Origin of the sequence: Pseudomonas sp. Irchel s3f7 (genome assembly GCF_900187615.1) — a bacterium.
Lineage (GTDB): Bacteria > Pseudomonadota > Gammaproteobacteria > Pseudomonadales > Pseudomonadaceae > Aquipseudomonas.
In genome coordinates, this window is sequence record NZ_FYDO01000018.1 from 74,950 (window position 1) to 100,379 (window position 25,430).

Annotated in this window: 26 protein-coding genes; 5 read left to right on the plus strand and 21 right to left on the minus strand. The window is 58.5% G+C overall.

Going from position 1 to position 25,430, the window contains the following annotated elements; genetic code table 11:
• Nucleotides 1–28 precede the first annotated feature (28 nt).
• Nucleotides 29–451, plus strand: a complete 423-nt coding sequence (locus tag CKW19_RS17020; RefSeq protein ID WP_095058887.1) for a PA3611 family quorum-sensing-regulated virulence factor — start codon at nucleotides 29–31, stop codon at nucleotides 449–451.
• On the opposite strand, the gene CKW19_RS17025 is transcribed toward CKW19_RS17020, so the two are convergent.
• Complete coding sequence (locus tag CKW19_RS17025) at nucleotides 452–646, minus strand: hypothetical protein (protein ID WP_095058888.1); 195 nt, start codon at nucleotides 644–646, stop codon at nucleotides 452–454.
• A 481-nt stretch (nucleotides 647–1,127) separates the two neighbouring features.
• Between CKW19_RS17025 and CKW19_RS17030 the strand changes: the two genes are divergently transcribed.
• Nucleotides 1,128–2,246: a TIGR00730 family Rossman fold protein gene (locus tag CKW19_RS17030; protein ID WP_095058889.1), complete on the plus strand. Its 1,119-nt coding sequence runs from the start codon at nucleotides 1,128–1,130 to the stop codon at nucleotides 2,244–2,246.
• Between the two features lie 44 nt (nucleotides 2,247–2,290).
• On the opposite strand, the gene recX is transcribed toward CKW19_RS17030, so the two are convergent.
• From recX to CKW19_RS17055, 5 genes are all read right to left on the minus strand, one after another.
• Complete coding sequence (gene recX, locus CKW19_RS17035; RefSeq protein ID WP_095058890.1) at nucleotides 2,291–2,758, minus strand: recombination regulator RecX; 468 nt, start codon at nucleotides 2,756–2,758, stop codon at nucleotides 2,291–2,293.
• Nucleotides 2,759–2,766: 8 nt separating this feature from the next.
• Nucleotides 2,767–3,825 (minus strand): recombinase RecA, encoded by a 1,059-nt coding sequence (gene recA, locus CKW19_RS17040; protein WP_095058891.1) that lies wholly within the window; start codon nucleotides 3,823–3,825, stop codon nucleotides 2,767–2,769.
• Between the two features lie 83 nt (nucleotides 3,826–3,908).
• Nucleotides 3,909–4,409, minus strand: coding sequence for a CinA family protein (locus CKW19_RS17045; RefSeq protein WP_095058892.1), 501 nt, complete (start codon nucleotides 4,407–4,409; stop codon nucleotides 3,909–3,911).
• 119 nt (nucleotides 4,410–4,528) lie between these two features.
• On the minus strand, nucleotides 4,529–4,870 hold the full coding sequence (locus tag CKW19_RS17050) for a phage holin family protein (RefSeq protein ID WP_095058893.1): 342 nt from the start codon (nucleotides 4,868–4,870) through the stop codon (nucleotides 4,529–4,531).
• 188 nt (nucleotides 4,871–5,058) lie between these two features.
• Nucleotides 5,059–5,793 (minus strand): XRE family transcriptional regulator, encoded by a 735-nt coding sequence (locus tag CKW19_RS17055; RefSeq protein ID WP_095058894.1) that lies wholly within the window; start codon nucleotides 5,791–5,793, stop codon nucleotides 5,059–5,061.
• A gap of 198 nt (nucleotides 5,794–5,991) precedes the next feature.
• Between CKW19_RS17055 and mutS the strand changes: the two genes are divergently transcribed.
• Both mutS and fdxA read left to right on the plus strand, forming a co-directional pair.
• A complete protein-coding gene (mutS, locus tag CKW19_RS17060) occupies nucleotides 5,992–8,571 on the plus strand; it encodes a DNA mismatch repair protein MutS (protein WP_095058895.1) in 2,580 nt (859 codons plus the stop codon).
• Nucleotides 8,572–8,713: 142 nt separating this feature from the next.
• On the plus strand, nucleotides 8,714–9,037 hold the full coding sequence (gene fdxA, locus CKW19_RS17065; RefSeq protein WP_095058896.1) for a ferredoxin FdxA: 324 nt from the start codon (nucleotides 8,714–8,716) through the stop codon (nucleotides 9,035–9,037).
• A gap of 471 nt (nucleotides 9,038–9,508) precedes the next feature.
• On the opposite strand, the gene rpoS is transcribed toward fdxA, so the two are convergent.
• The 8 genes from rpoS to CKW19_RS17105 form a co-directional block, all read right to left on the minus strand.
• Nucleotides 9,509–10,516 carry an RNA polymerase sigma factor RpoS gene (gene rpoS, locus CKW19_RS17070; RefSeq protein WP_095058897.1) on the minus strand — a complete coding sequence of 336 codons (1,008 nt, stop codon included), beginning with the start codon at nucleotides 10,514–10,516 and terminating at the stop codon, nucleotides 9,509–9,511.
• 104 nt (nucleotides 10,517–10,620) lie between these two features.
• The gene (locus tag CKW19_RS17075; protein WP_095058898.1) at nucleotides 10,621–11,475 is read right to left on the minus strand and encodes a peptidoglycan DD-metalloendopeptidase family protein; all 855 of its coding nucleotides are present in this window, start codon (nucleotides 11,473–11,475) and stop codon (nucleotides 10,621–10,623) included.
• 211 nt (nucleotides 11,476–11,686) lie between these two features.
• Nucleotides 11,687–12,322 (minus strand): protein-L-isoaspartate(D-aspartate) O-methyltransferase, encoded by a 636-nt coding sequence (locus CKW19_RS17080; RefSeq protein WP_177408824.1) that lies wholly within the window; start codon nucleotides 12,320–12,322, stop codon nucleotides 11,687–11,689.
• A 41-nt stretch (nucleotides 12,323–12,363) separates the two neighbouring features.
• A complete protein-coding gene (surE, locus tag CKW19_RS17085; RefSeq protein WP_095058900.1) occupies nucleotides 12,364–13,113 on the minus strand; it encodes a 5'/3'-nucleotidase SurE in 750 nt (249 codons plus the stop codon).
• On the minus strand, nucleotides 13,101–14,159 hold the full coding sequence (gene truD / locus CKW19_RS17090; protein WP_095058901.1) for a tRNA pseudouridine(13) synthase TruD: 1,059 nt from the start codon (nucleotides 14,157–14,159) through the stop codon (nucleotides 13,101–13,103). Before truD ends, surE begins: the two co-directional genes overlap by 13 nt.
• Nucleotides 14,156–14,629: a 2-C-methyl-D-erythritol 2,4-cyclodiphosphate synthase gene (ispF, locus tag CKW19_RS17095; RefSeq protein ID WP_038979164.1), complete on the minus strand. Its 474-nt coding sequence runs from the start codon at nucleotides 14,627–14,629 to the stop codon at nucleotides 14,156–14,158. The genes truD and ispF overlap by 4 nt, the downstream gene beginning before the upstream one ends.
• 43 nt (nucleotides 14,630–14,672) lie before the next feature.
• Nucleotides 14,673–15,518: an S-formylglutathione hydrolase gene (gene fghA / locus CKW19_RS17100; protein ID WP_095058902.1), complete on the minus strand. Its 846-nt coding sequence runs from the start codon at nucleotides 15,516–15,518 to the stop codon at nucleotides 14,673–14,675.
• Nucleotides 15,519–15,526: 8 nt separating this feature from the next.
• On the minus strand, nucleotides 15,527–16,639 hold the full coding sequence (locus CKW19_RS17105) for an S-(hydroxymethyl)glutathione dehydrogenase/class III alcohol dehydrogenase (RefSeq protein WP_008054058.1): 1,113 nt from the start codon (nucleotides 16,637–16,639) through the stop codon (nucleotides 15,527–15,529).
• 107 nt (nucleotides 16,640–16,746) lie between these two features.
• Between CKW19_RS17105 and CKW19_RS17110 the strand changes: the two genes are divergently transcribed.
• The gene (locus CKW19_RS17110) at nucleotides 16,747–17,643 is read left to right on the plus strand and encodes a LysR substrate-binding domain-containing protein (RefSeq protein ID WP_095058903.1); all 897 of its coding nucleotides are present in this window, start codon (nucleotides 16,747–16,749) and stop codon (nucleotides 17,641–17,643) included.
• 62 nt (nucleotides 17,644–17,705) lie between these two features.
• Here the strand turns inward: CKW19_RS17110 and ispD are convergent, their stop codons facing one another.
• The 7 genes from ispD to CKW19_RS17145 form a co-directional block, all read right to left on the minus strand.
• Nucleotides 17,706–18,413 carry a 2-C-methyl-D-erythritol 4-phosphate cytidylyltransferase gene (gene ispD, locus CKW19_RS17115; RefSeq protein WP_095058904.1) on the minus strand — a complete coding sequence of 236 codons (708 nt, stop codon included), beginning with the start codon at nucleotides 18,411–18,413 and terminating at the stop codon, nucleotides 17,706–17,708.
• Complete coding sequence (ftsB, locus tag CKW19_RS17120) at nucleotides 18,410–18,688, minus strand: cell division protein FtsB (protein ID WP_095058905.1); 279 nt, start codon at nucleotides 18,686–18,688, stop codon at nucleotides 18,410–18,412. The genes ispD and ftsB overlap by 4 nt, the downstream gene beginning before the upstream one ends.
• Nucleotides 18,689–18,859: 171 nt before the next feature.
• Entirely contained in the window at nucleotides 18,860–20,149 is a 1,290-nt protein-coding gene (eno, locus tag CKW19_RS17125) for a phosphopyruvate hydratase (protein ID WP_095058906.1), read from the minus strand.
• 148 nt (nucleotides 20,150–20,297) lie between these two features.
• Nucleotides 20,298–21,143, minus strand: a complete 846-nt coding sequence (gene kdsA / locus CKW19_RS17130) for a 3-deoxy-8-phosphooctulonate synthase (protein WP_095058907.1) — start codon at nucleotides 21,141–21,143, stop codon at nucleotides 20,298–20,300.
• 6 nt (nucleotides 21,144–21,149) lie between these two features.
• The gene (locus CKW19_RS17135; RefSeq protein WP_095058908.1) at nucleotides 21,150–22,781 is read right to left on the minus strand and encodes a CTP synthase; all 1,632 of its coding nucleotides are present in this window, start codon (nucleotides 22,779–22,781) and stop codon (nucleotides 21,150–21,152) included.
• A gap of 274 nt (nucleotides 22,782–23,055) precedes the next feature.
• Nucleotides 23,056–24,384: a tRNA lysidine(34) synthetase TilS gene (tilS, locus tag CKW19_RS17140; RefSeq protein ID WP_095058909.1), complete on the minus strand. Its 1,329-nt coding sequence runs from the start codon at nucleotides 24,382–24,384 to the stop codon at nucleotides 23,056–23,058.
• 83 nt (nucleotides 24,385–24,467) lie between these two features.
• On the minus strand, nucleotides 24,468–25,415 hold the full coding sequence (locus tag CKW19_RS17145; RefSeq protein WP_095058910.1) for an acetyl-CoA carboxylase carboxyltransferase subunit alpha: 948 nt from the start codon (nucleotides 25,413–25,415) through the stop codon (nucleotides 24,468–24,470).
• Between the last annotated feature and the right edge of the window lie 15 nt (nucleotides 25,416–25,430).

Consider the following 25,430-nt stretch of genomic DNA (forward strand, 5'->3'; position numbering starts at 1 on the left):
CCACCCATCACCGCCCCAGGAGAGTTTCATGCTGCGCCTTATCGTTCCCACCGCTGCCATTCTGCTGGCGTCGTCCTTCAACGCTCAGGCCGCATCCTTGAGTGAGCAGAATCTGAACAGAGAGCTGCGAAACGTTGCCGCACAAAGCAGCGTCGGCACTCCACGGGCCATCAATGAAGACATTCTCGATCAGGGCTACACCGTCGAAGGCAACACATTGATCAACCACTTGAGCGTACAAAGCAGCCACGCCGACAAGATGCGCGCCGACCCGAAGGCCGTGTACTTCCAGCTTGGCGCTTCTGTCTGCAACAACCCGTCCTACCGCAAGTTGATGGCCAAGGGCGCGGTTATGCGTTACGACTTCACCGAGGTCAAGACCAACCGTGCGATCGGCTCGGCCAGCTACCAGGAATCGGATTGCCCGAAAGCGGCGCCGAAGAAAAAGTAGTCAATTGGAATTGGCGCGTCGCTGTTCATCCTCGGCGCGCAGTTCTGCCAGCAATGCCTGCAAGTAATGCGATCGATGCTCACTGCGCTGCAAACGTCGGCAGCACTCCTCTTCGAGGCTCAAATGATGGGTCTCGGCTGATGACTTCAGCAATTGATACAGCTGTGTATCAATTTCCAGAATGACTCTGGTCATGGCTTCCCGCCTCCCTGCACGTTCACTCGTATCGAGCGATAAATCCTTGAACCACTTGTGTCGTGCGCCCTGCCGTTGACGCAAAGTTGTCGCGTGCCCCTTGTAACTTAGTAAACCAGAGTCGCCGACACTCGGCGCGGGTTCAGACGAGCGGTGAAACCACGTTGCAAATGGTCATTAAGCGGTTGCCAGGAAAGACTTTGTGGCGCAATGATCAAGGCAGCGAAAATCACTGCAAGGGTCTAGATTTCAGAGTGTCCCGTTCACTTTTCGAGACCGGAAAGAGTCCCCCTAACGCAACATGTTGTGCGAACGTTTCTTTCATTCCAGGGAATAACAGAGCCTGTATGGATGACCCGACGTGCCATTCGGGTCGAGTGGATCGCCCAGGCATGGGCCTGGGCAGACAGCGACACATGAAGTGTCGTGGCATCGACGCAGCTTGTCGGGGCCAAAGGTTCTGTGCAGAAGGAGAAGTTGAATGCCTTACCAACCAAATGACCTCCTGAGCCGTCATTTCGAAGAAAGCGGCCACGACCTCATCAGCAAGGTTGAAGAGCAACTCAACCTTGTTTCACCCAACAGCCCGAACATTCCGATTTACCGCGACATGATCCTGACCGTGCTGCGCATGGCCCAGGAAGACCATAACCGCTGGAACGCCAAGATCACCCTGCAAGCCCTGCGCGAACTGGAGCATGCGTTTCGTGTACTCGAACAGTTCAGGGGGCGACGCAAAGTGACTGTTTTCGGTTCGGCCCGCACCCCGGTCGAACATCCGTTGTACGCGATGGCCCGAGAGCTTGGCGCCGCCCTGGCACGCTCCGATCTGATGGTCATTACCGGTGCCGGTGGCGGCATCATGGCCGCAGCACATGAAGGGGCCGGCCTGACCCACAGTTTGGGATTCAACATCACCCTGCCGTTCGAACAACACGCCAACCCGACCGTCAACGGCACGACCAACCTGCTGCCCTTCCACTTCTTCTTTACCCGCAAGCTGTTCTTCGTCAAGGAAGCCGATGCGCTGGTGCTGTGCCCCGGAGGTTTCGGTACGCTGGATGAAGCGCTGGAAGTGCTGACACTGATCCAGACCGGCAAGAGCCCGCTGGTGCCGGTGGTTTTGCTGGACGCACCCGGCGGCAAATTCTGGCAAGGGGCGCTGGACTTCATTCACCAGCAACTGGAGGAAAACAGTTACATCCTGCCAACCGACATGAAGCTGGTCAGACTGGTCTACAGCGTGGAAGAAGCGGTTGATCACATCAATCAGTTCTACAGTAACTTCCACTCCAGCCGCTGGCTCAAGCATCAGTACTTGATTCGCATGAACCATACACTCAGCGAGCGCGCACTCGAACACATGCAGGAAGCGTTTGCCGACCTGTGCCTGAGCGAGCATTTCCATCAGCATGCCTACAACGGCGAAGAACACGACGAAGCGCAGTTCAGTCACCTGGTGCGCCTGGCCTTCAACTTCAATGCTCGTAACCATGGTCGACTGCGTGAACTGGTGGACTACATCAACCTGCCGGAAAACTGGGCACAAACCAAACCCCAGGGGCAAGAACGTACACGGGAGTCATCGAAAGTTACGTGAAGGCATAAAAAAACGGCCCGCTATCAAGTAGCGAGCCGTTTCATTCAATCGTCCATCCCTCGGCCGCTGAGTAGGCGGCTGATCATTTCCATGGAATATCCCCGATACGCCAGGAACCTGCCTTGCTTGGCGCGTTCTCGCACGTCTACCGGTATTTCACCGGAAAACTTGCGTCGCCAGGTATCCGCCAGTTGCGCCTGCCAGTCGATTCCGCTTTCGCGCAAGGCGAGTTCGATGTCGCTACGTTGCAGGCCGCGCTGGCTCAACTCTTCACGAATACGCAAAGGGCCGTAACCAGAACGGGCGCGGTAGGAAACGAAGCTTTCGAGATAACGGGTTTCGGACAACAGGCCCTCTTCCGTCAAGCGGTCGAGTGCTGTTTCGATCATTTCAGGGAGGGCGCCGCGCTGACGCAGTTTACGCGTCAGCTCGACTCGACCGTGCTCGCGTCGCGCGAGCAGGTCCATTGCGGTTCGCCGCACCGCGACGAGTGTATCCAGTACGGCGGTCATCGCTTCGATCAGATATCAGCGTCAGCCAGATCGACTTCGGTCTCTTTGACCGCAGAGGCTTTAGCGTCTGCTACCGACGAAGGGGACAGCAGCTTGTCACGCAGTTGCTTCTCGAGGGTGGCCGCGATATCCGGGTTATCCGCCAGGTACTTGGCCGAGTTGGCCTTGCCCTGACCGATCTTGGTGCCGTTGTAGGCATACCAGGCACCGGACTTCTCGACGAAACCGTGCAGAACACCCAGGTCGATCATCTCACCGTTGAGATAGATACCCTTGCCGTAAAGAATCTGGAACTCGGCCTGACGGAACGGCGAAGCCACCTTGTTCTTAACGACTTTGACGCGGGTTTCACTACCGACGACTTCATCACCTTCTTTCACCGCGCCAGTGCGGCGGATGTCCAGACGAACCGATGCGTAGAACTTCAGCGCGTTACCACCGGTGGTGGTTTCCGGGCTGCCGAACATCACGCCGATTTTCATACGGATCTGGTTGATGAAGATCACCAGGCAGTTGGCGTTCTTGATGTTACCGGTGATTTTACGCAGCGCCTGGGACATCAGACGGGCTTGCAGGCCCACGTGCATGTCACCCATTTCGCCTTCGATTTCAGCCTTTGGCACCAGGGCGGCCACGGAGTCGACGATGATCACGTCGACCGCGTTGGAACGCACCAGCATGTCGGTGATTTCGAGGGCCTGTTCGCCGGTGTCCGGCTGGGACACCAGCAGGTCGTCGACGTTGACGCCCAGCTTGCCGGCGTATTCAGGGTCGAGGGCGTGTTCGGCGTCGACGAATGCGCAAGTCGCGCCGGCTTTTTGAGCCTGGGCGATCACGGACAAGGTCAGTGTGGTTTTACCGGAAGATTCAGGACCGTAGATTTCAACAATACGGCCTTTTGGCAGACCGCCGATGCCGAGAGCAATGTCCAGACCCAGAGAGCCAGTGGAAATGGCCGGGATCGCCTGACGGTCCTGATCGCCCATACGCATTACGGCACCCTTGCCGAATTGACGTTCGATCTGACCCAGGGCCGCAGCCAAGGCTTTCTTCTTGTTGTCGTCCATTAAAGTCCTCACGTAATCAATAAGGCCTTACGGCCAACACCTGTATAAGTAGCCAGTATTATTCCACAGCGATTCGGTATCGCCTACCCCTGATTTGAGATTTCTGCCGCGGCATAGCGAAGCAACCCCTCTAGCGCGGCCTTCACCGTTTGTCGGCGGACATCATCACGGTTACCGGGGAAGTGCTGTCTCTCGCTGAACACCTCATCCCCCACGCCCCAGGCCAGCCACACCGTGCCGACCGGCTTGTTCGCCGTTCCACCATCCGGCCCGGCGATGCCACTGACGGCCACGGAAAAATACGCGCTGTTTTTTTTCTGCGCGCCCCGGACCATGGCCTCGACCACTTCACGACTGACCGCCCCGACCGTGGTGAACAATTCCACCGGGACATCGAGTTGCAGGGTTTTCTGTCGGTTGGAGTAGGTGACATAACCGGCCTCGAACCATGCCGAACTCCCCGGTATACGGGTGATTGCCTCAGCAATGCCGCCACCGGTGCAAGACTCGGCCGTGGTGACGTGAGCATTGAGAACCTGCAGGTGTCGGCCGAGTTCAGCGGCCAGTTGGGTGATCTCTTTCACAGTCATCTCCTGATCGGGCGGAATGAGGTTAACCGTACACGAGCAAACCGCACTTGCAAGCTGCAGGGTCAATCAAAATGTGAGGAATCGGAGGCTCTGGCAAAAGGTCTCGCGGGGGATCAATCCGCCGTGTCACGGGATGAACGATCAGGAACACCTATACGCTTGGCGGTCCAACGCTCATAAAGCCCGATAACGACGTCCGTTCCGGCCATCGCGGTCAGACAGCCGCCCGCACAAACGGCCCAGATCGAGACATTCGCGGCGTGCAGCAACATGATCGCAGACACGCCGCAAATCATGCTGGAGCCCGACCGCAAGGTCAGGCGACGGACAAGGGGCCAACCCCTCACACCGTCTTTATCGGCACGCCACATTTCACCGGCGACGCCACCAAGAAGTGGCAGAGTGATGACCAGCCAAAGAGGCATATCCAACAACGCATACTGCTCTGCGGTCATTTCGAGCCTCCCTGGATAACCGGTGAAAAATCAGATCTGTCGTCGCCAACTCTCGCCAGACAGACGACAAGAGTATGCATTGATGCATATTCAGTCAATGCACAAGCGCATACAACCGATAAGCCAATGTTTTCCCCAGACGAAAAAAAACCGCACAAGCGGCGGTTTTATCCAAGCATCTGCACAGGCTAGCGGGCGTACATACCCCACCAGAAAACGTGGCCGAGGATGACGATTGGCTCCTCCTGGATATCCTGAAACGTGTAATCCTCGTCGGGATGCTCATCCCGATTGAAGCTGCGCAGTCGAATCCCGGTCGGCAGGCGGTACAGCTGTTTCACCCGCAATTGACCATTGTGATTGATCGCATACAGGTCGCCGTCAACGATATCGCCAATGCCACACTTGCCGGCATTCACACCGACCGTGGCGCCATCGCGCAGGACAGGCAGCATGCTGTTACCGCGCACCGTCACGCATTTGGCCTGATCGAACTGCACACCGTTATGACGCAGGCTGCGCTTGCCGAAACGCAGACTAGAGCGCTCGCTCTCTTCAATGACGAAGCGTCCGGACCCTGCGGCCAATTCAACCTCACGAAGAAAGGGCACCGATACCTCGTCGTCATCGACCGGGGTGTCGTCGTCCCACAGGCTTATGTCCTTGAGCTCCGAGTGCAACTGACCGCGCCCGGCAGTGTTGGCCGCCGTGATATCCACCCGCCCCCGCAATTGGTCGGTGCTCACACAAAAATACTCGGCGATCTTCGAGATGTGTTTATCCGACGGATCGACAATCTTCCCGCCGAGAATCCGCGAGAGCGTGGATTGAGGCACGCCGGTGCGACGGTGAAGCTCCGTGGGGGAGATCCCGTGCTGATCGAGCAGCGCTCTCAGGACAGTAGAAACATTGCGTTTTTGCATAAACGAATAGTGCGTGTTCTCTTCAGAGAAGACAAATGCTCAATTGCATAACAATGCATAAAGCCGTTGAAACACACCACAGGGCGTTCGCGCCTGCGTCCGGCAGACTGCCCATGGTAATCTTGCGTCCATTGCGCAAAAGCCGGGCCGATGTCCCTCCTTTGCCCTACACCTTTCAACGAGTTTTCCAGATTACCAATGAATAAAGCCCTCTCCGACCTGTCCAGCCACACCCCGATGATGCAGCAGTACTGGCGCCTGAAGAACCAGCACCCGGACCAGCTGATGTTCTACCGCATGGGTGACTTCTACGAGATCTTCTACGAGGACGCGAAGAAGGCCGCCAAGTTGCTGGACATCACCCTGACCGCCCGTGGGCAGTCGGCAGGTCAGGCGATTCCGATGTGCGGGATTCCTTATCACGCCGCCGAAGGCTACCTGGCGAAACTGGTGAAGCTCGGTGAGTCGGTGGTGATCTGCGAACAAGTCGGCGACCCGGCCACCAGTAAAGGGCCGGTCGAGCGGCAGGTCGTGCGGATCATCACACCGGGGACAGTGAGTGACGAAGCGCTGCTGGATGAACGCCGGGACAACCTGATCGCCGCGGTACTGGGCGATGAGCGCCTGTTCGGTCTGGCAGTGCTGGACATCACCAGCGGCAACTTCAGCGTGCTGGAAATCAAGGGCTGGGAAAACCTGCTGGCAGAGCTGGAGCGGGTCAACCCGGTTGAGTTGTTGATCCCGGACGATTGGCCGAAGGATCTACCAGCGGAAAAACGCCGTGGGGTTCGTCGCCGTGCGCCGTGGGATTTTGAGCGCGATTCGGCGCTGAAAAGTCTTTGTCAGCAATTCTCCACCCAGGACCTCAAAGGTTTTGGCTGCGAAAACCTGACCCTGGCCATCGGTGCCGCCGGTTGCCTGCTGGCTTATGCGAAGGAAACCCAGCGCACCGCCCTGCCGCACTTGCGCAGCCTGCGCCATGAGCGCCTGGACGATACGGTGGTGCTGGACGGCGCCAGCCGTCGTAACCTGGAACTCGATACCAACCTGGCGGGCGGTCGCGACAACACGCTGCAATCGGTGGTTGATCGTTGCCAGACGGCCATGGGCAGCCGCCTGCTGACCCGCTGGTTGAATCGCCCACTGCGAGACTTGACCGTTCTGCTGGCACGTCAGACCTCAATCACCTGTCTGCTCGACCGCTATCGCTTCGAGCAACTGCAACCCCAGCTCAAGGAAATCGGCGATATCGAGCGGATTCTCGCGCGAATCGGCCTGCGCAATGCACGTCCGCGCGACCTTGCACGCCTGCGCGATGCCCTCGGCGCCCTGCCACAACTGCAAGTGGCAATGACCGAGCTCGAGGCGCCACACCTCCAGCAATTGGCAACCACCACCAGCACCTACCCGGAACTGGCGGCGCTGCTGGAAAAAGCCATCGTCGACAATCCACCGGCGGTCATCCGTGACGGCGGCGTGCTGAAGACCGGTTACGACAGCGAACTCGATGAACTGCAATCGCTCAGCGAAAACGCCGGGCAATTCCTGATCGACCTCGAAGCACGGGAGAAGGCCCGCACTGGCCTGTCCCATCTGAAGGTCGGTTACAACCGCATCCACGGTTACTTCATCGAATTGCCAAGCAAGCAGGCCGAATCAGCACCGGCCGACTATATCCGCCGTCAGACCCTCAAGGGTGCCGAGCGCTTTATCACCCCGGAACTCAAGGCGTTCGAAGACAAGGCGCTGTCCGCCAAGAGCCGTGCCCTGGCCCGCGAAAAGATGCTATACGAGGCATTGCTCGAAGACTTGATCAGCCAACTGCCACCGCTGCAAGACACGGCTGGCGCGCTGGCTGAGCTGGACGTGCTGAGCAACCTGGCCGAACGCGCGCTGAACCTCGACCTGAACTGCCCGCGCTTCGTCAGCGAGCCGTGCATGCGCATCAGTCAAGGTCGTCACCCAGTGGTTGAGCAGGTATTGACCACGCCGTTCGTGGCCAACGACCTGAGCCTGGACGACAACACGCGCATGCTGGTCATTACCGGTCCGAACATGGGCGGTAAATCCACCTACATGCGCCAGACTGCGCTGATCGTGTTGTTGGCACATATCGGCAGCTTTGTACCGGCCGCCAGTTGCGAACTGTCGCTGGTCGACCGGATCTTCACCCGCATCGGCTCCAGCGATGACCTGGCCGGTGGGCGATCGACCTTCATGGTCGAGATGAGCGAAACCGCGAACATTCTGCACAACGCCACCGAGCGCAGCCTGGTGCTGATGGACGAAGTCGGTCGCGGCACCAGCACCTTCGACGGCCTCTCCCTGGCGTGGGCTGCCGCCGAACGCCTGGCGTATCTGCGCGCTTACACGCTGTTCGCCACCCACTACTTCGAACTGACCGTGTTGCCTGAGGCTCAACCGCTGGTGGCCAACGTGCATCTCAATGCCACCGAGCACAACGAACGCATCGTGTTCCTCCACCACGTATTGCCGGGGCCGGCCAGTCAGAGCTACGGCCTGGCCGTTGCCCAGCTGGCTGGCGTGCCAACTGAAGTGATTGCGCGCGCCCGTGAGCATTTGAGCCGCCTGGAAGATACCGCCCTGCCCCACGAAGCGCCCCAGCCAGCCAAAGGCAAACCGGCCGCGCCGCAGCAAAGCGATCTGTTCGCCAGCCTGCCGCATCCGGTGCTGGACGATCTCGCCAAGCTGGATCTGGACGATATGACACCCCGTCGTGCTCTCGAAATGCTCTATACACTAAAGACACGGATCTAACGCACACGCTTGCAAGCTGTTAGAATCTCGCGCGGTTTGGGATGCTGTGGGCTATTAGCCTGACCTGCAGACTATCGCTCCCAAACCTGGCGACCCCTACGTGAAGGGGCGCAGCAAGCCGCGCCTGAGGAGAAAATTAGAAATGACCTTCGTCGTCACCGACAACTGCATCAAGTGCAAGTACACCGACTGCGTAGAAGTGTGTCCGGTGGACTGCTTTTACGAAGGCCCGAATTTCCTGGTGATTCACCCGGATGAGTGCATCGACTGCGCACTGTGCGAACCTGAATGCCCGGCTGTGGCCATCTTCTCCGAAGATGAAGTGCCTGCTGGAATGGAACACTTCATTGCGTTGAACACGGAGTTGGCCGAGATCTGGCCGAACATCACTGAACGCAAAGATCCACTGCCAGACTCCGAAGAGTGGGATGGCAAGAAAGACAAGCTCGAACACCTCGAACGCTGATTACCCCCGCGTTCTCTGAAAAGGCCCCACAAGGGCCTTTTTGCTTTTCTGCAGGCAAAAAAAGGGGCGGTTTGACCCGCCCACATTTTTTCCCTATTCCCTGTGTTCCTTTTCATCGTCCTGATGAATCGCATCCTGCGATATCCCTTTCCCTCATCCTTGAAGGACGTGCCTGTCCGTCGGCACACGCTGAATACTAGAGCTTTCTTCACCTGGATCAATCGACCCACTAATGGCGGCGACGACTGTTACATGCAGTTAGCTTTTATTTTTATTCTTATAAATCAAGCAGATAAAAATACAACCTACTCAAAATAGTCGCCTGACCAGGTTAAAAAATACGAACACTTACGCAAGAGTAAGCCAGGGCTTACAACGCAAAACAAAAAACCGAAATCAGACTTCGTCAAAAAGCGGGCAATAAAAACCCCGAGCCAGTCGGGGTTTTTTAACGCCATCGCAACGAATGCCTTATTGAAACAGCGATTCGCTCGACAGGCCGTTTTTCTCCAGGATTTCGCGTAGTCGCTTCAATCCTTCCACCTGAATCTGTCTGACCCGTTCCCGGGTCAGGCCAATTTCCAGGCCTACGTCTTCGAGGGTACTGCTTTCATGACCGCGCAGGCCGAAGCGGCGAATGACCACCTCGCGTTGCTTGTCGGTCAGCTCCGAGAGCCATTGATCGATGCTTTGCGACAGGTCATCGTCCTGCAGCAGCTCGCATGGATCGGTAGGTCGGTCGTCGGTAAGGGTGTCCAGCAGGGTTTTATCCGAATCCGGCCCCAGCGAGACATCGACTGAAGATACCCGCTCGTTCAGGCCGAGCATGCGCTTGACCTCTCCCACCGGTTTTTCCAGCAGGTTGGCGATTTCTTCGGGTGAGGGTTCGTGGTCGAGTTTTTGCGTCAGCTCCCGTGCGGCCCTCAGGTACACGTTCAGCTCTTTGACCACATGAATCGGCAACCGGATGGTGCGGGTCTGATTCATGATTGCGCGTTCGATGGTCTGACGAATCCACCAGGTCGCGTAGGTCGAAAAGCGGAAACCGCGCTCGGGGTCGAACTTCTCCACTGCCCGGATCAAGCCGAGGTTGCCCTCTTCAATCAGATCGAGCAGCGACAAGCCACGATTGACATAGCGCCGGGCGATTTTCACCACCAGCCGCAGGTTGCTTTCAATCATGCGTTTGCGCCCGGCCGGATCGCCACTTTGCGACAAGCGCGCAAAATGAACTTCTTCTTCGGGGGATAACAGGGGGGAAAAGCCGATTTCATTGAGATACAGCTGCGTGGCATCAAGCGCCCGCGTGTAGTCAATGTACTTGTGTTGCTTCAACGAAGCGGAGTGTTTGGATTTCGCGCGAACGGAAGGTGGAGCCGCCCCTTCATCATTCGACATCGAATCCGTATCGATAACGGCCTCCATAAGGAGAACCTCATCGTCGATGTCAAACTCCGGCACTTCTTTACTGAGAGCCATTGTTATAGTCCTTTGGTGAGTTCGACCTCAAGCTCAAGCGACGCCTTTATCCTTGGCAACGCTGGAGCCTGTCCCCTCTACGCGACGGAACAGGCTGGTAGCGATCAACGGCGTGGCAGGAATTGCAGCGGATCTACTGGTTTACCTTGGCGGCGAATCTCAAAATGCAGTTTCACCCGGTCTGTCCCCGTTGACCCCATTTCCGCAATTGTCTGTCCGACCTTGACCTGCTGCCCCTCCCGGACCAACAGCCTGCGGTTATGTCCGTAGGCACTGACGTAGGTTTCGCTGTGTTTGATGATGACTAATTCGCCGTAGCCCCTTAAGCCACTCCCGGCGTATACCACCGTCCCATCAGACGCAGCTAAAACAGGCTGTCCCAAATCTCCGGCGATATCAATTCCTTTATTCAAACTGCCGTTTGAAGAGAATTTTCCAATAAGAATGCCATTAGAAGGCCATCCCCAGCCGGTCGGGGCTGGGCCTGCTGGAGGCATCGGCGCGGGGGCTGGTTTGCTCGCGACGGACGGTACAGCCGTCGTTGTGGTCGTGGTCGAACCGTTTGCCGCTCGACGTACAACCGTGGTTTTGCTCGACGACGAAGGCGATGAACCGGACGAAGTTGCCACGTTTGTCGATGTTGAACCGGTGCGCCCATCGAAGCGAATCGTCTGACCCGGCCGGATCGTGTAAGGCGCTGGAATGTTGTTTCGTGCCGCGAGGGCCTTGTAGTCCCAGCCGTAGCGAAAAGCGATGGAGAACAGGGTGTCTTTTGGCCGAACGACGTATTGCCCCGTTGTCACTGCCGGGCGCTGCGCGGCGGCATTTCGGTCAACAACACGTGCGTCGCTGGATTTGTTGCTGGAGCAACCGACCAGCAAGGTGCTCAAGACAAGGCCAGTCACCAGGCGCTGAAAGCTCGTTTTACCCATACGCTGCGCAATGACTGTGAGACTCACCCGCCGCTCCCTCTGTGGTGGCTGAAAATGTGAAATACCGGATTCCGGCGCGAAATGTCGCAAGTATAACGGGCCGTGCAGGCTTTACCCTTAATGAAGCGAAATAGCTTGGCGCACACGTTTGCGGTCTGGCAAAACAACCCGTTTAACCATTCGATGCCGCTGTAAGACAGAGGCAATCGAAGAGAATTCAGCGGACTGAAACAAATGCTCAGGCCAGTGGCCCATTGAGCAGTGGAACGAAGCGCACATTGCCCAGAACACGCCGGGAAAACCCTTGCTCTTCACGGATGATCAACATCAATTGCTGGACTTCACCGGCGCCGACCGGAATCACCAGACGCCCGCCTGGCGCCAGCTGATCCAGCAATGCCTGTGGCACATCTGTCGCCACGGCGGTCACGATGATGCCGTTGTACGGAGCCAGTGCAGGCCAGCCTTCCCAGCCATCACCCCAGCGGAACACCACGTTGCGCAGGTTGAGTTCGACCAGGCGTTCCTTGGCCCGATCCTGCAAGACCTTGATGCGCTCGACCGAAAATACCCGCTCGACCAGTTGCGACAGCACCGCCGTTTGATAGCCCGAGCCGGTGCCGATCTCCATCACTTTGTCCAGCGGCCCTGCTTCCAGCAGCAACTCGCTCATGCGAGCCACCATATACGGCTGGGAGATGGTCTGGTTGTTCCCGATCGGCAACGCGGTGTCTTCGTAGGCACGGTGTGCCAGCGCCTCATCGACAAACAGGTGTCGCGGTGTACGGCGAATGACTTCCAGCACCTTGGCGTTGGAGATGCCTTCTTCATACAGGCGCTGAATGAGGCGTTCGCGGGTGCGTTGAGAAGTCATTCCGATGCCGCGACGCAGCATATCGTCTTGTTCACGCCCCATTAGCGCAGACCCTCCAGCCAGCCATCGAGACTTGCGAAGGCATCGTTGAAGGTACGATCCAGTTGCAACGGAGTGATCGAAACATAACCTTGCATCACCGCATGAAAATCGGTGCCCGGGCCGCCGTCCTCGGCATCCCCCGCCGCCGCAATCCAGTATCCGGACTTGCCTCGTGGATCTACCACCTTCACCGGCGCAGCCGCGCGGGCGCGATGACCGAGACGGGTCAGTTGGATACCGCGGATGCGGTCAAGCGGCAGATTGGGAATGTTCACGTTCAGCACCGTACGCGGTGGCAAGTCGAGACCGGCGTGCGCCTCGACCAGCTTGCGTGCGAAATAGGCTGCTGTAGGAAGATTCTCGACCTGTCGAGAGACCAACGAAAAAGCAAACGAAGGACACTTCAGGAAACGCCCTTCAAGGGCTGCCGCCACCGTGCCGGAATACAAAACATCGTCCCCCAGGTTCGCGCCCAGGTTGATGCCGGAAACCACCATGTCCACTTCATGCTCCAGCAAGCCGTTAAGGCCCAGGTGCACGCAATCGGTGGGCGTGCCATTGATGCTGATAAAGCCATTGGCAAGGGTTTGCGGGTGCAACGGACGGTCGAGCGTCAGCGAACTGCTGGCGCCGCTTTTGTCCTGGTCCGGGGCGATAACCACGCATTCGGTGTAATCCGCCAGCGCAGCATAAAGCGCGGCAAGACCGGGTGCGGTTACCCCATCATCGTTCGAAATCAGAATACGCATGGGCTGTCCGTCTGCCCCACCGGCACCAGATCAACAAGCTCGCGCACTAATACAGTGGCAAAGCATCCGGCCGGCAGGACGAATTCCAGTTGCAGAATGTCAGGCTCGGGATAATGCCACGTCAACCCGCCAATGGGCAGCCGCAGGATGCGACGTTCGTGGCTCATTCCGGCGTTAATCAACCAATCGCGCAAATCTGCTTCGCGCGCGGCGATTGCCTGCTCCAGTTCATGGACTGCGCCCGCGGTCGGCGAGTCACCTTCGCCCCACTGCGGCCCGGTCGGGTGCAGATCAAGAATCGCCAGACGCGGGTCGCTGCACTCGGCCTCACCGGCTGGAAAGAAACTGCGGCTGTCAGTGAACGCGAGCAAATCACCGACCTGGGCACGTTGCCAGGTGCCATCGGCAACCCGCGATGCCAGCACCTGGTTGAACAGAAAACTGCGGGCCGTGGAAAGCAGGCGCGAACGCACGTTGCGCTGCTCCGGCAGAGCCTTGCGTGCGGCCCAGGCGCGGGCGTCGATCACGTTGCCGCCGTCATGCCCGAAACGCTGGGTACCGAAGTAATTCGGAATGCCTTGTTTAACGATCCGCTGCAGGCGTTCGTCGATGGCGGCCTTGTCACCCGCGAATTGCGTCAGGCGCAAAGTGAACCCGTTGGCCGAGTGGGCACCGCGTTGCAGCTTGCGCTTGTGACGGCTGGTCTTGAGGATTTTCAGCGTGTCGTTTTCTGCGGCCGACAGATCCGGATCGGCCTTGCCCGGCAGTTGCACGCTGAACCACTGACGCGTCAACGCCTGACGGTCCTTGAGCCCGGCATAACTGACGGTACGCAAGGGGACGCCTGCCGCTTTGGCGATTCGCCGTGCCGCTTCTTCCGTGTTCAAGCCACGCTTTTCCACCCAGATCCACAGGTGCTCGCCGTCGCCACTGAGGGGAATATCCAGGACTTCATCGACCTGAAAATCTTCCGCGATGGCTTTCAGTACCGCGCAGCCCAGGGGCTCGCCGTATGCACGGGGGCCAAGCAATTGCAGTTCGTTCATGCGCGCAACAACAAGGCAACGGAATGCACGGCGATGCCTTCTTCGCGACCGACAAAGCCAAGCTTTTCGGTGGTGGTAGCTTTAACGTTCACTTGATCCAACTCAACTTGAAGATCCGCGGCAATCAGCGCGCGCATCGATTCGATATGCGGGGCCATTTTCGGCGCCTGGGCGACGATGGTGTTGTCGACGTTGCCGACCTTCCAGCCTTTGGCATGGATCAGGGCAACGACATGACGCAACAGCACACGGCTGTCGGCGCCTTTGAATTGTGGATCGGTATCCGGAAAATGCTTGCCGATATCACCCAGCGCAGCAGCGCCGAGCAAGGCATCGCTCAAGGCGTGCAGCAGGACGTCACCGTCGGAATGAGCGAGCAGCCCGAAGCTGTGTGCGATACGCACGCCGCCCAGAGTAATGAAATCGCCTTCAGCGAAACGGTGCACATCATAGCCGTGGCCAATACGCATAAAAAAACGCCCCGATTTTTGTCAGGGCGTGATTCTACCTGCATTAGGCACCTAGAGCATGCGCGTGATGCCGCAAGTGGTCCTCGATGAAACTGGCGATGAAGAAATAGCTGTGGTCGTAGCCCGGTTGCAGGCGCAACGTCAGCGGATGACCGGCCAGTTTGCTGGCCTGTTGCAAGGCTTGCGGTTTGAGCTGGGTGGCAAGGAAGTCATCGCGATCGCCTTGATCGACCAGTAACGGCAACTTCTCGTCAGCCTCTGCGATCAACGCACAGGCATCCCATTCACGCCATTTCGAACGGTCTTCTCCCAGGTAACGAGAGAAAGCCTTATGCCCCCATGGGCAATCCATCGGATTGTTGATCGGCGAGAACGCCGACACCGAGCGATAACGCCCCGGATTGCGCAGCGCACAGACCAATGCACCGTGACCGCCCATGGAATGTCCGCTGATGCCGCGCTTGTCCGATGCGGGGAAATGGGCTTCGACCAATGCCGGCAATTCCTGCACGACATAGTCATGCATCCGATAATGCCGCGACCAGGGTTCCTGAGTGGCATTCAAATAGAAACCGGCGCCGAGACCGAAGTCCCAGGCACCCTCCGGATCACCCGGCACATCAGGACCGCGCGGGCTGGTGTCCGGCGCGACGATGATCAGCCCCAGTTCGGCGGCCATGCGCAGGGCACCGGCCTTGTGCATGAAGTTCTCGTCGGTGCAGGTCAGGCCGGACAGCCAGTACAGCACCGGCAACGTGCCACCCTGCTCCGCTTGCGGCGGCAGGTACACGGCGAACACCATGTCGCAGCCGAGCACTTCGGACCGATGACGGTAGCGTTTGTGCCAGCCGCCGAAGCTTTTCTGGCAGGAGATGTTTTCCAGGCTCATGGCGGACCTCAGAAATGGATGACGGAGCGGATGCTTTTTCCTTCGTGCATCAGGTCAAACGCCTTGTTGATATCTTCCAGGCCCATGGTGTGGGTGATGAAAGTATCCAGCGGGATTTCGCCGGTCTCGGCCATTTCCACATAGCTTGGCAACTCGGTACGGCCGCGCACGCCACCGAACGCCGAACCGCGCCAGACGCGACCGGTGACCAGCTGGAACGGACGGGTCGAGATTTCCTGGCCGGCACCGGCAACGCCGATAATGACCGACTCGCCCCAACCCTTGTGGCAGCATTCCAGCGCCGCGCGCATCAGTTGCACGTTACCGATGCACTCGAAGGAAAAGTCGACGCCGCCATCGGTCATGTCGACGATGACTTCCTGGATCGGGCGATCGAAGTCTTTCGGGTTCACACAATCGGTTGCACCCAGTTGCTTGGCGATCTCGAATTTGGCCGGGTTGATGTCGATGGCAATGATGCGCGCAGCCTTGGCTTTCACCGCGCCGATGACCGCGGACAAACCGATGCCGCCGAGGCCGAAAATGGCCACGGTGTCACCCGGTTTTACCTTGGCAGTGTTAAGCACCGCACCGATGCCGGTGGTGACACCGCAGCCCAGCAGGCAGACTTTTTCCAGCGGTGCTTCTTTGGCAATTTTGGCGACGGAGATTTCCGGCAACACGGTGTACTCGGAGAACGTCGAGGTCCCCATGTAGTGGAAAATCGGTTGGCCTTTGTAGGAAAAACGCGAAGTGCCGTCAGGCATCAGGCCTTTACCCTGGGTCGCACGAATCGCCTGACACAGGTTGGTCTTGCCCGACAGGCAGAATTTGCACTGGCGGCATTCCGGGGTGTACAGCGGGATTACATGATCACCGACCGCAACAGACGTCACGCCCTCGCCAATTGCCTCGACAATCGCCCCGCCTTCGTGACCGAGAATCGACGGGAAGATGCCTTCCGGGTCGGCGCCCGACAGGGTGTAGGCATCGGTATGGCAGACACCGGAAGCCACCACGCGCAACAACACTTCACCGGCCTTGGGCATGGCGACATCGACTTCAACGATCTCCAGAGGCTTCTTGGCCTCGAAGGCAACGGCGGCGCGCGACTTGATCATGGTGACTCTCCAGTGAATTAAAACGAGACCGTGAGTGTAATACAGCGCCACACAGTGAATAATCCGGACAAAAGCAAAACATTATTGCCATGCAGGGATAATCATCGATGTCCGACAATCGCTGGGAAGGCATTGACGAGTTCGTCGCCGTTGCCGAATGCAGCCAGTTCACCGCGGCGGCGGAGCGACTGGGGGTTTCTTCCTCCCATGTCAGTCGACAAATCGTACGCCTTGAAGAACGTTTGCAGACTCGTCTGCTCTACCGCAGTACCCGCCGGGTCACGCTGACCGAAGCCGGGCAAACCTTCCTGCAACATTGCCAGCGCTTGCAGGATGGCCGGGAAGAAGCGCTGCGTGCAGTCGGCGACTTGACCAGCGAACCCAAGGGCATGCTGCGCATGACCTGCGCCGTGGCCTACGGCGAGCGCTTCATCGTGCCGCTGGTGACCCGTTTCATGGGGCTGTATCCGCAACTGCGCATCGACATCGAACTGACCAATCGCCAACTCGACCTGGTGCACGAGGGCCTGGACCTGGCGATCCGCCTCGGCCGTTTGCAGGACTCGAGACTGGTCGCCACACGCCTCGCGCCGCGTCGGATGTTTCTCTGCGCATCCCCTTCCTACATAGAACGCTATGGCCGGCCACACAGTCTGTCGGAACTCAATCGACACAATTGCCTGATCGGCAGCTCGGACGTCTGGCAGCTGGAACAGAACGGGCGGGAGTTTTCGCAACGGGTGCAGGGAAACTGGCGCTGCAACAGTGGGCAAGCGGTGCTGGACGCGGCGCTGCAAGGTGTCGGGCTGTGTCAGTTGCCGGATTATTACGTACTGGAGCATTTGAACAGCGGCGCGTTGATTTCACTGCTGGAGGCGCATCAACCACCGAATACCGCCGTGTGGGCGCTGTATCCGCAGCAGCGGCATTTGTCACCCAAGGTGCGCAAGTTGGTGGATTACTTGAAGGAGGGATTGGCTGAAAGGCCGGAGTACAGGATTTAAGATCAAAAGATCGCAGCCTGCGGCAGCTCCTACAGGACCTCAGGTGATACGCAATCGATCTTTTAGCGGCGATTAGCCCAACGCTGTCTCAACCATTCAAGATCCTCAGGACGCGTCACCTTGAGGTTATCGGATCGCCCTTCGATCAGGCGTGGCGCCAAGCCGGCCCACTCCATCGCCGAGGCTTCATCGGTGACCACGGCATCTGCCACCAGGCTGTCAGCCAATGCCCGATGCAATGCGCCAAGGCGAAACATCTGCGGCGTGTAGGCCTGCCAGATCACACTACGATCAACGGTTTCGACCACACGACCGTGCTTGTCGACCCGCTTGAGGGTATCCCGCGCCGGAACCGCCAGCAGTCCACCGACAGGATCGTCAGCCAGCTCAGCCAGCAGTTTGTCCAGATCGTCACGACTGAGGTTCGGCCTTGCGGCATCGTGGACCAGTACCCAATCCTCATCGTCGGCACCCTGCGCATGCAGATGCAACAACGCATTGAGCACCGAGCCGGACCGCTCGGAGCCGCCCTCGACCCGCGCAATACGTGTATCGCCGGCACACGCCAGGTTCGGCCAATAAGGATCATCAACGGCAAGACTGACCACCAGGCCTTTCAGGCAAGGATGATCAAGGAAACAGCCGAGGCTGTGTTCGAGAATTGTGCGCCCGCCCAGTTGCAAGTATTGCTTGGGACGGTCCGCGGCCATACGGGCACCGACGCCCGCGGCAGGAATCACGGCCCAGAAGGCCGGTAACGTCTGGTTCATTGCGCTAACTGGTAAAGGGTTTCACCGTCCTTGACCATGCCCAACTCGTGGCGAGCCCGTTCTTCGACGGTCTCCATGCCCTTCTTCAACTCGCTGACTTCAGCGTCCATCACCCGATTGCGTTCCAGCAAGATCTGGTTCTCGGCTTGCTGATCGGCAATCTGCTGAGTCAACTCGGCCACTTGCGCCAGACTGCCATTTCCCACCCACAGGCGGTACTGCAGGCCAGCCAGCAGCAGGAGCAAGACGAGGAACAACCAATTGGGACTGCGCATCGAATATCAGGTATCCAGTGAAAAAAAACAGCCACACCAAAACATGAAGCTACTGATAGCACGAAGCCTGGAAGAACCAGGCTTGTGCTCATAAGGCATCAGATTAGTGGCAAAAACGTCGCTGTAGCGATTTTTCCGACACAATCCGGTGTCTTTTTTACCACGTACTGCTTAGCCGCGGAATTCGCTGCGGCCGTTGTACTTGGCTTTGCCATTCAACTGCTCTTCGATACGCAGCAGTTGGTTGTACTTGGACACGCGGTCGGAACGGCACAGGGAGCCGGTCTTGATCTGGCCAGCCGCAGTACCCACAGCCAGGTCGGCAATGGTCGAATCTTCGGTTTCGCCGGAGCGGTGCGAGATCACGGCGGTGTAACCGGCAGCCTTGGCCATCTGGATAGCTTCCAGGGTTTCGGTCAGGGTGCCGATCTGGTTGAACTTGATCAGGATCGAGTTGGCGATCTTTTTATCGATGCCTTCTTTCAGAATCTTGGTGTTGGTCACGAACAGGTCGTCGCCTACCAGTTGGGTCTTCTCGCCGATCTTGTCGGTGAGGATTTTCCAGCCAGCCCAGTCGGACTCGTCCAGGCCATCTTCAATGGAGATGATCGGGTAACGCTCGGTCAGACCCTTCAGGTAATCGGCGAAACCTTCAGCGGTGAACACCTGGCCTTCGCCGGACAGGTTGTACTTGCCGTCTTCGTAGAATTCGCTAGCGGCGCAGTCCAGTGCCAGGGTCACGTCGGTGCCCAGCTTGTAGCCAGCGTTGGCCACGGCTTCGGAGATCACTTTCAGTGCATCTTCGTTGGACGCCAGGTTCGGTGCGAAACCACCTTCGTCACCCACGGCAGTGCTCAGGCCACGGGCCTTCAACACAGCTTTGAGGTGATGGAAAATCTCGGTGCCCATGCGCAGACCTTCCGAGAAAGACTTAGCGCCAACCGGCTGAACCATGAATTCCTGGATGTCGACGTTGTTATCGGCGTGCTCGCCACCGTTGATGATGTTCATCATCGGAACCGGCATCGAGTAAACACCCGGGGTGCCGTTCAGGTTGGCGATGTGAGCGTACAGCGGCAGGTCCTGGTCCTGTGCTGCTGCCTTGGCCGCGGCCAGGGAAACGGCGAGGATCGCGTTGGCGCCCAGGGAACCTTTGTTTTCAGTACCGTCGAGCTTGATCATTGCCAGATCGAGCGCTTTCTGGTCGCTTGGGTCCATGCCTTTCAACAGGTCGCGGATCGGACCGTTGATGTTGGCGACGGCCTTCAGAACACCTTTGCCCAGGTAACGGCTCTTGTCGCCATCACGCAGCTCGAGCGCTTCACGCGAGCCAGTGGAAGCACCGGACGGCGCGCAGGCACTGCCGATGATGCCGTTGTCGAGAAGCACATCCGCTTCCACGGTGGGATTGCCCCGGGAGTCGAGAACTTCACGACCTTTGATGTCGACGATTTTAGCCATTGCTGTAAACACTCCAAAGTTGACGAAAAAGCTTTGTACCGCTCGATTTATAACTTGTAGGTCACATCTGCAGGAGCCGGCTTGCTGGCGATAGCACCCTCAGGGCACCCATCGCCAGCAAGCCGGCTCCTACAACCGGATTCAAATGTTACGCGGTTTCTACCGTCGGAAAACTCTTCACCAGATCGTCCAGAGCTTTGAGCTGGGCCAGGAATGGCTCGAGCTTGTCCAGACGCAAGGCGCAAGGACCATCGCACTTGGCATTGTCCGGATCCGGGTGAGCTTCGAGGAACAAGCCCGCCAAGGACTGGCTCATGCCAGCTTTTGCCAGGTCGAGGACCTGGGCGCGACGACCGCCCGCGGAATCGGAGCGACCGCCAGGCATTTGCAGCGCATGGGTCACGTCGAAGAACACCGGGTATTCGAACTGCTTCATGATGCCGAAGCCGAGCATGTCCACAACCAGGTTGTTGTAGCCGAAGCTCGAACCGCGCTCGCAGAGGATCAACTGATCGTTACCCGCTTCCACGCACTTGTTCAGGATGTGTTTCATTTCCTGAGGCGCGAGGAACTGGGCTTTCTTGATGTTGATCACCGCGCCGGTCTTGGCCATCGCGACCACGAGGTCGGTCTGGCGCGACAGGAAGGCCGGCAACTGGATGATGTCGCAGACTTCAGCAACGACCACGGCCTGATCCGGCTCGTGGACGTCGGTGATGATCGGCACGCCGAAGGCTTGCTTGATGTCCTGGAAAATCCGCATGCCTTCTTCCAGGCCCGGGCCACGGTAAGAGGTCACGGAGGAGCGGTTGGCCTTGTCGAAGCTGGCCTTGAACACATAAGGGATACCGAGTTTCTCGGTAACCTTGACGTACTCTTCGCAGACCTGCATCGCCATGTCACGGCTTTCCAGCACGTTCATGCCACCAAACAGCACCATTGGCTTGTCGTTGGCAATCTCGATATCGCCGACGCGGATAATCTTCTGGGCCATCAGGTTTTATGCCTTCTTCTGGTGTTGAGCCAAAGCCGCTTTAACAAAACCGCTGAACAACGGGTGACCGTCGCGAGGCGTCGAGGTGAACTCCGGGTGGAACTGGCAAGCCACGAACCATGGATGATCCGGCGCTTCAACCACTTCAACCAGCGCGCCATCACCGGAACGACCGGAGATCTTCAGGCCGGCTTCCATGATTTGCGGCAGCAGGTTGTTGTTCACTTCATAGCGATGACGGTGACGCTCGACGATCACGTCCTTGCCGTAGCAGCCATGAACCAGGGAACCCGGCTCCAGCAGGCAATCCTGCGCGCCGAGGCGCATGGTGCCGCCCAGGTCGGAGGTTTCGGTACGGGTTTCGACGGCGCCGGTGGCATCTTCCCACTCGGTGATCAGACCCACGACCGGGTGACCGCTTGCACGATCGAACTCGGTGGAGTTGGCGTCTTTCCAGCCCAGCACGTTACGAGCGAACTCGATCACGGCCACTTGCATGCCCAGGCAGATGCCCAGGTATGGAACCTTGTTTTCACGAGCGAATTGAACGGCAGTGATCTTGCCTTCCACGCCGCGCAGACCGAAACCACCAGGAACCAGAATCGCGTCCACACCTTCCAGCAGCGCGGTGCCCTGGTTTTCGATGTCTTCGGAATCGATGTAGCGCAGGTTGACCTTGGTGCGGTTGCTGATGCCGGCGTGACTCATCGCTTCGATCAGCGACTTGTAGGCGTCCAGCAGTTCCATGTACTTGCCGACCATGGCGATGGTGACTTCGTGCTCAGGGTTGAGCTTGGCGTCGACAACGGCTTCCCACTCGGACAGGTCGGCACCGCCGCACTGCAAGCCGAAGCGCTCGACCACAAAATCGTCCAGACCCTGGGAGTGCAGGATGCCCGGGATCTTGTAGATGGTGTCGGCGTCTTCCAGCGCGATCACCGCACGTTCTTCAACGTTGGTGAACTGGGCGATCTTGCGACGCGAGGAAATATCGATCGGGTGATCGGAGCGGCACACCAGCACGTCAGGTTGCAGACCGATGGAACGCAGTTCCTTCACCGAATGCTGGGTTGGCTTGGTTTTGGTTTCACCGGCAGTGGCGATGTACGGCACCAGCGTCAGGTGCATCAGCATCGCGCGCTTGGCGCCGACTTCGAAACGCAGCTGGCGGATGGCCTCGAGGAACGGTTGCGATTCGATGTCACCCACGGTGCCACCGATTTCGACCATCGCCACGTCGGCATCGCCTGCACCCTTGATGATGCGGCGCTTGATTTCGTCGGTGATGTGCGGGATCACCTGGATGGTTGCACCCAGGTAGTCACCACGGCGCTCTTTGCGCAGCACGTGCTCGTAGACACGCCCCGTGGTGAAGTTGTTGTTCTGGGTCATGGTCGTGCGGATGAACCGCTCGTAGTGGCCCAGGTCCAGGTCGGTCTCGGCGCCGTCATGGGTGACGAACACCTCACCGTGCTGGAACGGGCTCATGGTGCCCGGGTCGACGTTGATGTACGGGTCCAGCTTCAGCATGGTGACCTTAAGTCCCCGCGCCTCCAGGATGGCCGCCAATGATGCCGATGCAATGCCTTTCCCCAAAGAAGAAACAACACCGCCCGTGACGAATATGTAGCGCGTCATGAAAAACCCTAGAAGTCTGCGTTAAAGCGGTCCGAGCCGCCGGGGGAAGCGAAGGAAGGCCGAAGCCCCCGATCACCTGCATTAATCACAGTGCACCTTTCAAAAAAACCGCCGCGTTGGGACAGACCGGGAGATGAAACACCGGTACGTTGCTCGCTACACATTTTTTGGAATCGCCCAGCAAAGACTGCTTGGTAATCGGCAACTCCTGCAATTCAGGCGAATCCACAGAAGTTGTATCAAGAAGGGAGCGTAGTCTACCGGAAAGCCCCTTTCAGCTCAAACCTTGATCTTCGATCGATGGCTGCCAATGCAAATGCCAGCCGCCGATCTCATCGCCGTCCAGCCCCCGAAGGTTCGCCACCGCCAGCAATTGCCCGTCTTTGTAGAGCAGCGGCAATCTGCCGCGCACGAATGACGGTACCCCGCGCTCATTAAGCAAACGCTTCAGGTCCCGATGGCCACGCCCCGGCAACGTCATCACCTCTCCCCCTTCACGATAGCGGATCTGCAACGGGCCATCGGGGATTTGTCCATCGAAGGTGAGCACACCGTTGTTCGCCAGAACCAGCGGCGCAGCAGGATTCAACCAGGCTCCAGCGGCAGGCACGGCGCGCAGCCAGCAACCGGACAGCCACCAGATGCGCCCGCCCGCCCGATGCAATTCGCCATCAGCCAACCGCCACACCGGGGAGGCATCACTGGTGGCATCACGTAAATTCGTCCAACCCGACCAATGGTCAGTGTCCGGCAGGCGGGTCAGCGGTTCGAGCCAGTGACTCAAGGCATTTCGCTGCCGGGCAGCGGAGAGTGCCGCGAGGGGAGCCAATGCCAGCGAGGGCAATCGCAACCAATCGAATTCACTCGCCGAACCGGCGCAAGCCAGATCGATTTGCGCCAACTCATCGAGCAGTTCCTGCGCTTCACGCAGATGCGCAGCACTGCGGGCCATGGTCGTCACCGCTTGGGGCCAACGCGCAGTCAGTAGCGGAAACACCTGATGACGCAGATAGTTGCGCGAGTGTTGTCGGTCCTGATTCGAAGGATCTTCGATCCAGCTCAAACCCTGCTCGGTGGCGTAGGCCTCCAGTTCGGCCCGGGTGATGTCGAGTAATGGCCTTGAAAGGTGTCCCTGCCCCAACACACGCTGATGCGGCATCCCCGACATCCCGCGCACGCCGGCACCCCGCAACAGTCGAAACAACAGGGTTTCTGCCTGATCGTCACGGTGCTGGGCAGTCAACAGCACTTCGTTGCACTGAAGGGCTTCTGTGAAGGCCTGATAACGCGCCTCCCGGGCCGCCCGCTCAAGACTGGCGCCCGACTGGACCTGCACCCGCACGACTTGCAGCGGCACACCCAACGCCGCACACACCGAATGGCAATGTTCAGGCCACGCATCCGCAGCGGCTTGAAGGCCGTGATGGACATGGATGGCGTTGAGCGCCGGCAGGGATTCGGTTTTGCAGAGTGTTGCCAGAAGGTGCAGCAGGACGGTGGAGTCGAGGCCACCGGAGAAGGCGATGTGCCAGGCTGTGGCGTTGCGCCAAGGCTCAAGGTTCAACAAAAGCCGGGAACACAGATCACTCTTCGAAGGAGTCATAGAGATTGATCGTCCCTCATAAACCACTGCAGGCGCTGCTGCAGACTGCGGCAGCGCCTACAAGGGTATTGCGTGCAGTCGACTTACAGACCGTAGCTCATCAGTCGATCGTAACGGCGCTTGAGCAACGCTTCGTTGTCGAACTTCTTTAGCATCTTCAGTTGCGAGCTCAGCTCGGCACGAATCGACGCTGCGGCTGCGGCCGGATCACGGTGTGCGCCACCCAGTGGCTCGCCGATCACTTTATCCACGATACCCAGGCCTTTGAGGCGCTCGGCGGTGATACCCATGGCTTCAGCGGCATCCGGCGCTTTCTCGGCGGTTTTCCACAGAATCGAAGCGCAACCTTCCGGCGAAATCACCGCGTAGGTCGAGTACTCCAGCATGTTCAGCTGATCGCAAACGCCAATGGCCAACGCACCACCGGAACCACCCTCACCGATCACGGTGGCGATGATTGGGGTTTTCAGGCGGGCCATGACACGCAGGTTCCAGGCAATCGCTTCGCTTTGGTTACGCTCTTCAGCGTCGATGCCAGGGTAGGCGCCCGGGGTATCGATGAAGGTCAGGATCGGCATCTTGAAGCGTTCGGCCATTTCCATCAGGCGGCACGCCTTGCGGTAGCCTTCCGGACGCGGCATGCCGAAGTTGCGGCGAACTTTTTCGCGCACTTCACGGCCTTTCTGGTGACCGATGATCATCACCGGCTGGTTGTCCAGGCGGGCAATACCGCCGACGATGGCAGCGTCGTCGGAGAAGTGACGGTCACCGTGCAATTCATCGAACTCGGTGAAGATGTGTTCGATGTAGTCCAGGGTGTACGGACGCTTCGGGTGGCGCGCCAGACGTGCGATCTGCCAGCTGGTCAGCTTGCCGAAAATGTCTTCGGTCAGCGTCTTGCTCTTGTCCTGCAGGCGGGAGATCTCATCGCCGATATTCAGCGAATTGTCATTACCGACCAAGCGCAACTCTTCGATCTTGGCTTGCAGGTCGGCGATCGGCTGTTCGAAATCTAGAAAATTCGGGTTCATAGGCGTCCGTCTTGG

Excerpts from the sequence above, each read along its gene's own strand:
- ispF (WP_038979164.1), bottom strand. The coding sequence starts at position 14,629 with ATGCGTATTGGCCACGGCTATGATGTGCACCGTTTCGCTGAAGGCGAT.
- ispD (WP_095058904.1), bottom strand. The coding sequence starts at position 18,413 with ATGAACCAGACGTTACCGGCCTTCTGGGCCGTGATTCCTGCCGCGGGC.
- ftsB (WP_095058905.1), bottom strand. The coding sequence starts at position 18,688 with ATGCGCAGTCCCAATTGGTTGTTCCTCGTCTTGCTCCTGCTGCTGGCT.
- CKW19_RS17080 (WP_177408824.1), bottom strand. The coding sequence starts at position 12,322 with ATGACTTCTCAACGCACCCGCGAACGCCTCATTCAGCGCCTGTATGAA.
- CKW19_RS17025 (WP_095058888.1), bottom strand. The coding sequence starts at position 646 with ATGACCAGAGTCATTCTGGAAATTGATACACAGCTGTATCAATTGCTG.
- CKW19_RS17105 (WP_008054058.1), bottom strand. The coding sequence starts at position 16,639 with ATGATCAAGTCGCGCGCCGCCGTTGCCTTCGAGGCCAAGAAGCCTCTG.
- CKW19_RS17030 (WP_095058889.1), top strand. The coding sequence starts at position 1,128 with ATGCCTTACCAACCAAATGACCTCCTGAGCCGTCATTTCGAAGAAAGC.
- fdxA (WP_095058896.1), top strand. The coding sequence starts at position 8,714 with ATGACCTTCGTCGTCACCGACAACTGCATCAAGTGCAAGTACACCGAC.
- CKW19_RS17135 (WP_095058908.1), bottom strand. The coding sequence starts at position 22,781 with ATGACGCGCTACATATTCGTCACGGGCGGTGTTGTTTCTTCTTTGGGG.
- fghA (WP_095058902.1), bottom strand. The coding sequence starts at position 15,518 with ATGAGCCTGGAAAACATCTCCTGCCAGAAAAGCTTCGGCGGCTGGCAC.
- rpoS (WP_095058897.1), bottom strand. The coding sequence starts at position 10,516 with ATGGCTCTCAGTAAAGAAGTGCCGGAGTTTGACATCGACGATGAGGTT.
- mutS (WP_095058895.1), top strand. The coding sequence starts at position 5,992 with ATGAATAAAGCCCTCTCCGACCTGTCCAGCCACACCCCGATGATGCAG.
- CKW19_RS17110 (WP_095058903.1), top strand. The coding sequence starts at position 16,747 with ATGTCCGACAATCGCTGGGAAGGCATTGACGAGTTCGTCGCCGTTGCC.
- recX (WP_095058890.1), bottom strand. The coding sequence starts at position 2,758 with ATGACCGCCGTACTGGATACACTCGTCGCGGTGCGGCGAACCGCAATG.
- CKW19_RS17050 (WP_095058893.1), bottom strand. The coding sequence starts at position 4,870 with ATGACCGCAGAGCAGTATGCGTTGTTGGATATGCCTCTTTGGCTGGTC.
- kdsA (WP_095058907.1), bottom strand. The coding sequence starts at position 21,143 with ATGGCCCAGAAGATTATCCGCGTCGGCGATATCGAGATTGCCAACGAC.
- CKW19_RS17145 (WP_095058910.1), bottom strand. The coding sequence starts at position 25,415 with ATGAACCCGAATTTTCTAGATTTCGAACAGCCGATCGCCGACCTGCAA.
- CKW19_RS17020 (WP_095058887.1), top strand. The coding sequence starts at position 29 with ATGCTGCGCCTTATCGTTCCCACCGCTGCCATTCTGCTGGCGTCGTCC.
- eno (WP_095058906.1), bottom strand. The coding sequence starts at position 20,149 with ATGGCTAAAATCGTCGACATCAAAGGTCGTGAAGTTCTCGACTCCCGG.
- tilS (WP_095058909.1), bottom strand. The coding sequence starts at position 24,384 with ATGACTCCTTCGAAGAGTGATCTGTGTTCCCGGCTTTTGTTGAACCTT.
- truD (WP_095058901.1), bottom strand. The coding sequence starts at position 14,159 with ATGAACGAACTGCAATTGCTTGGCCCCCGTGCATACGGCGAGCCCCTG.
- recA (WP_095058891.1), bottom strand. The coding sequence starts at position 3,825 with ATGGACGACAACAAGAAGAAAGCCTTGGCTGCGGCCCTGGGTCAGATC.
- CKW19_RS17055 (WP_095058894.1), bottom strand. The coding sequence starts at position 5,793 with ATGCAAAAACGCAATGTTTCTACTGTCCTGAGAGCGCTGCTCGATCAG.
- surE (WP_095058900.1), bottom strand. The coding sequence starts at position 13,113 with ATGCGTATTCTGATTTCGAACGATGATGGGGTAACCGCACCCGGTCTT.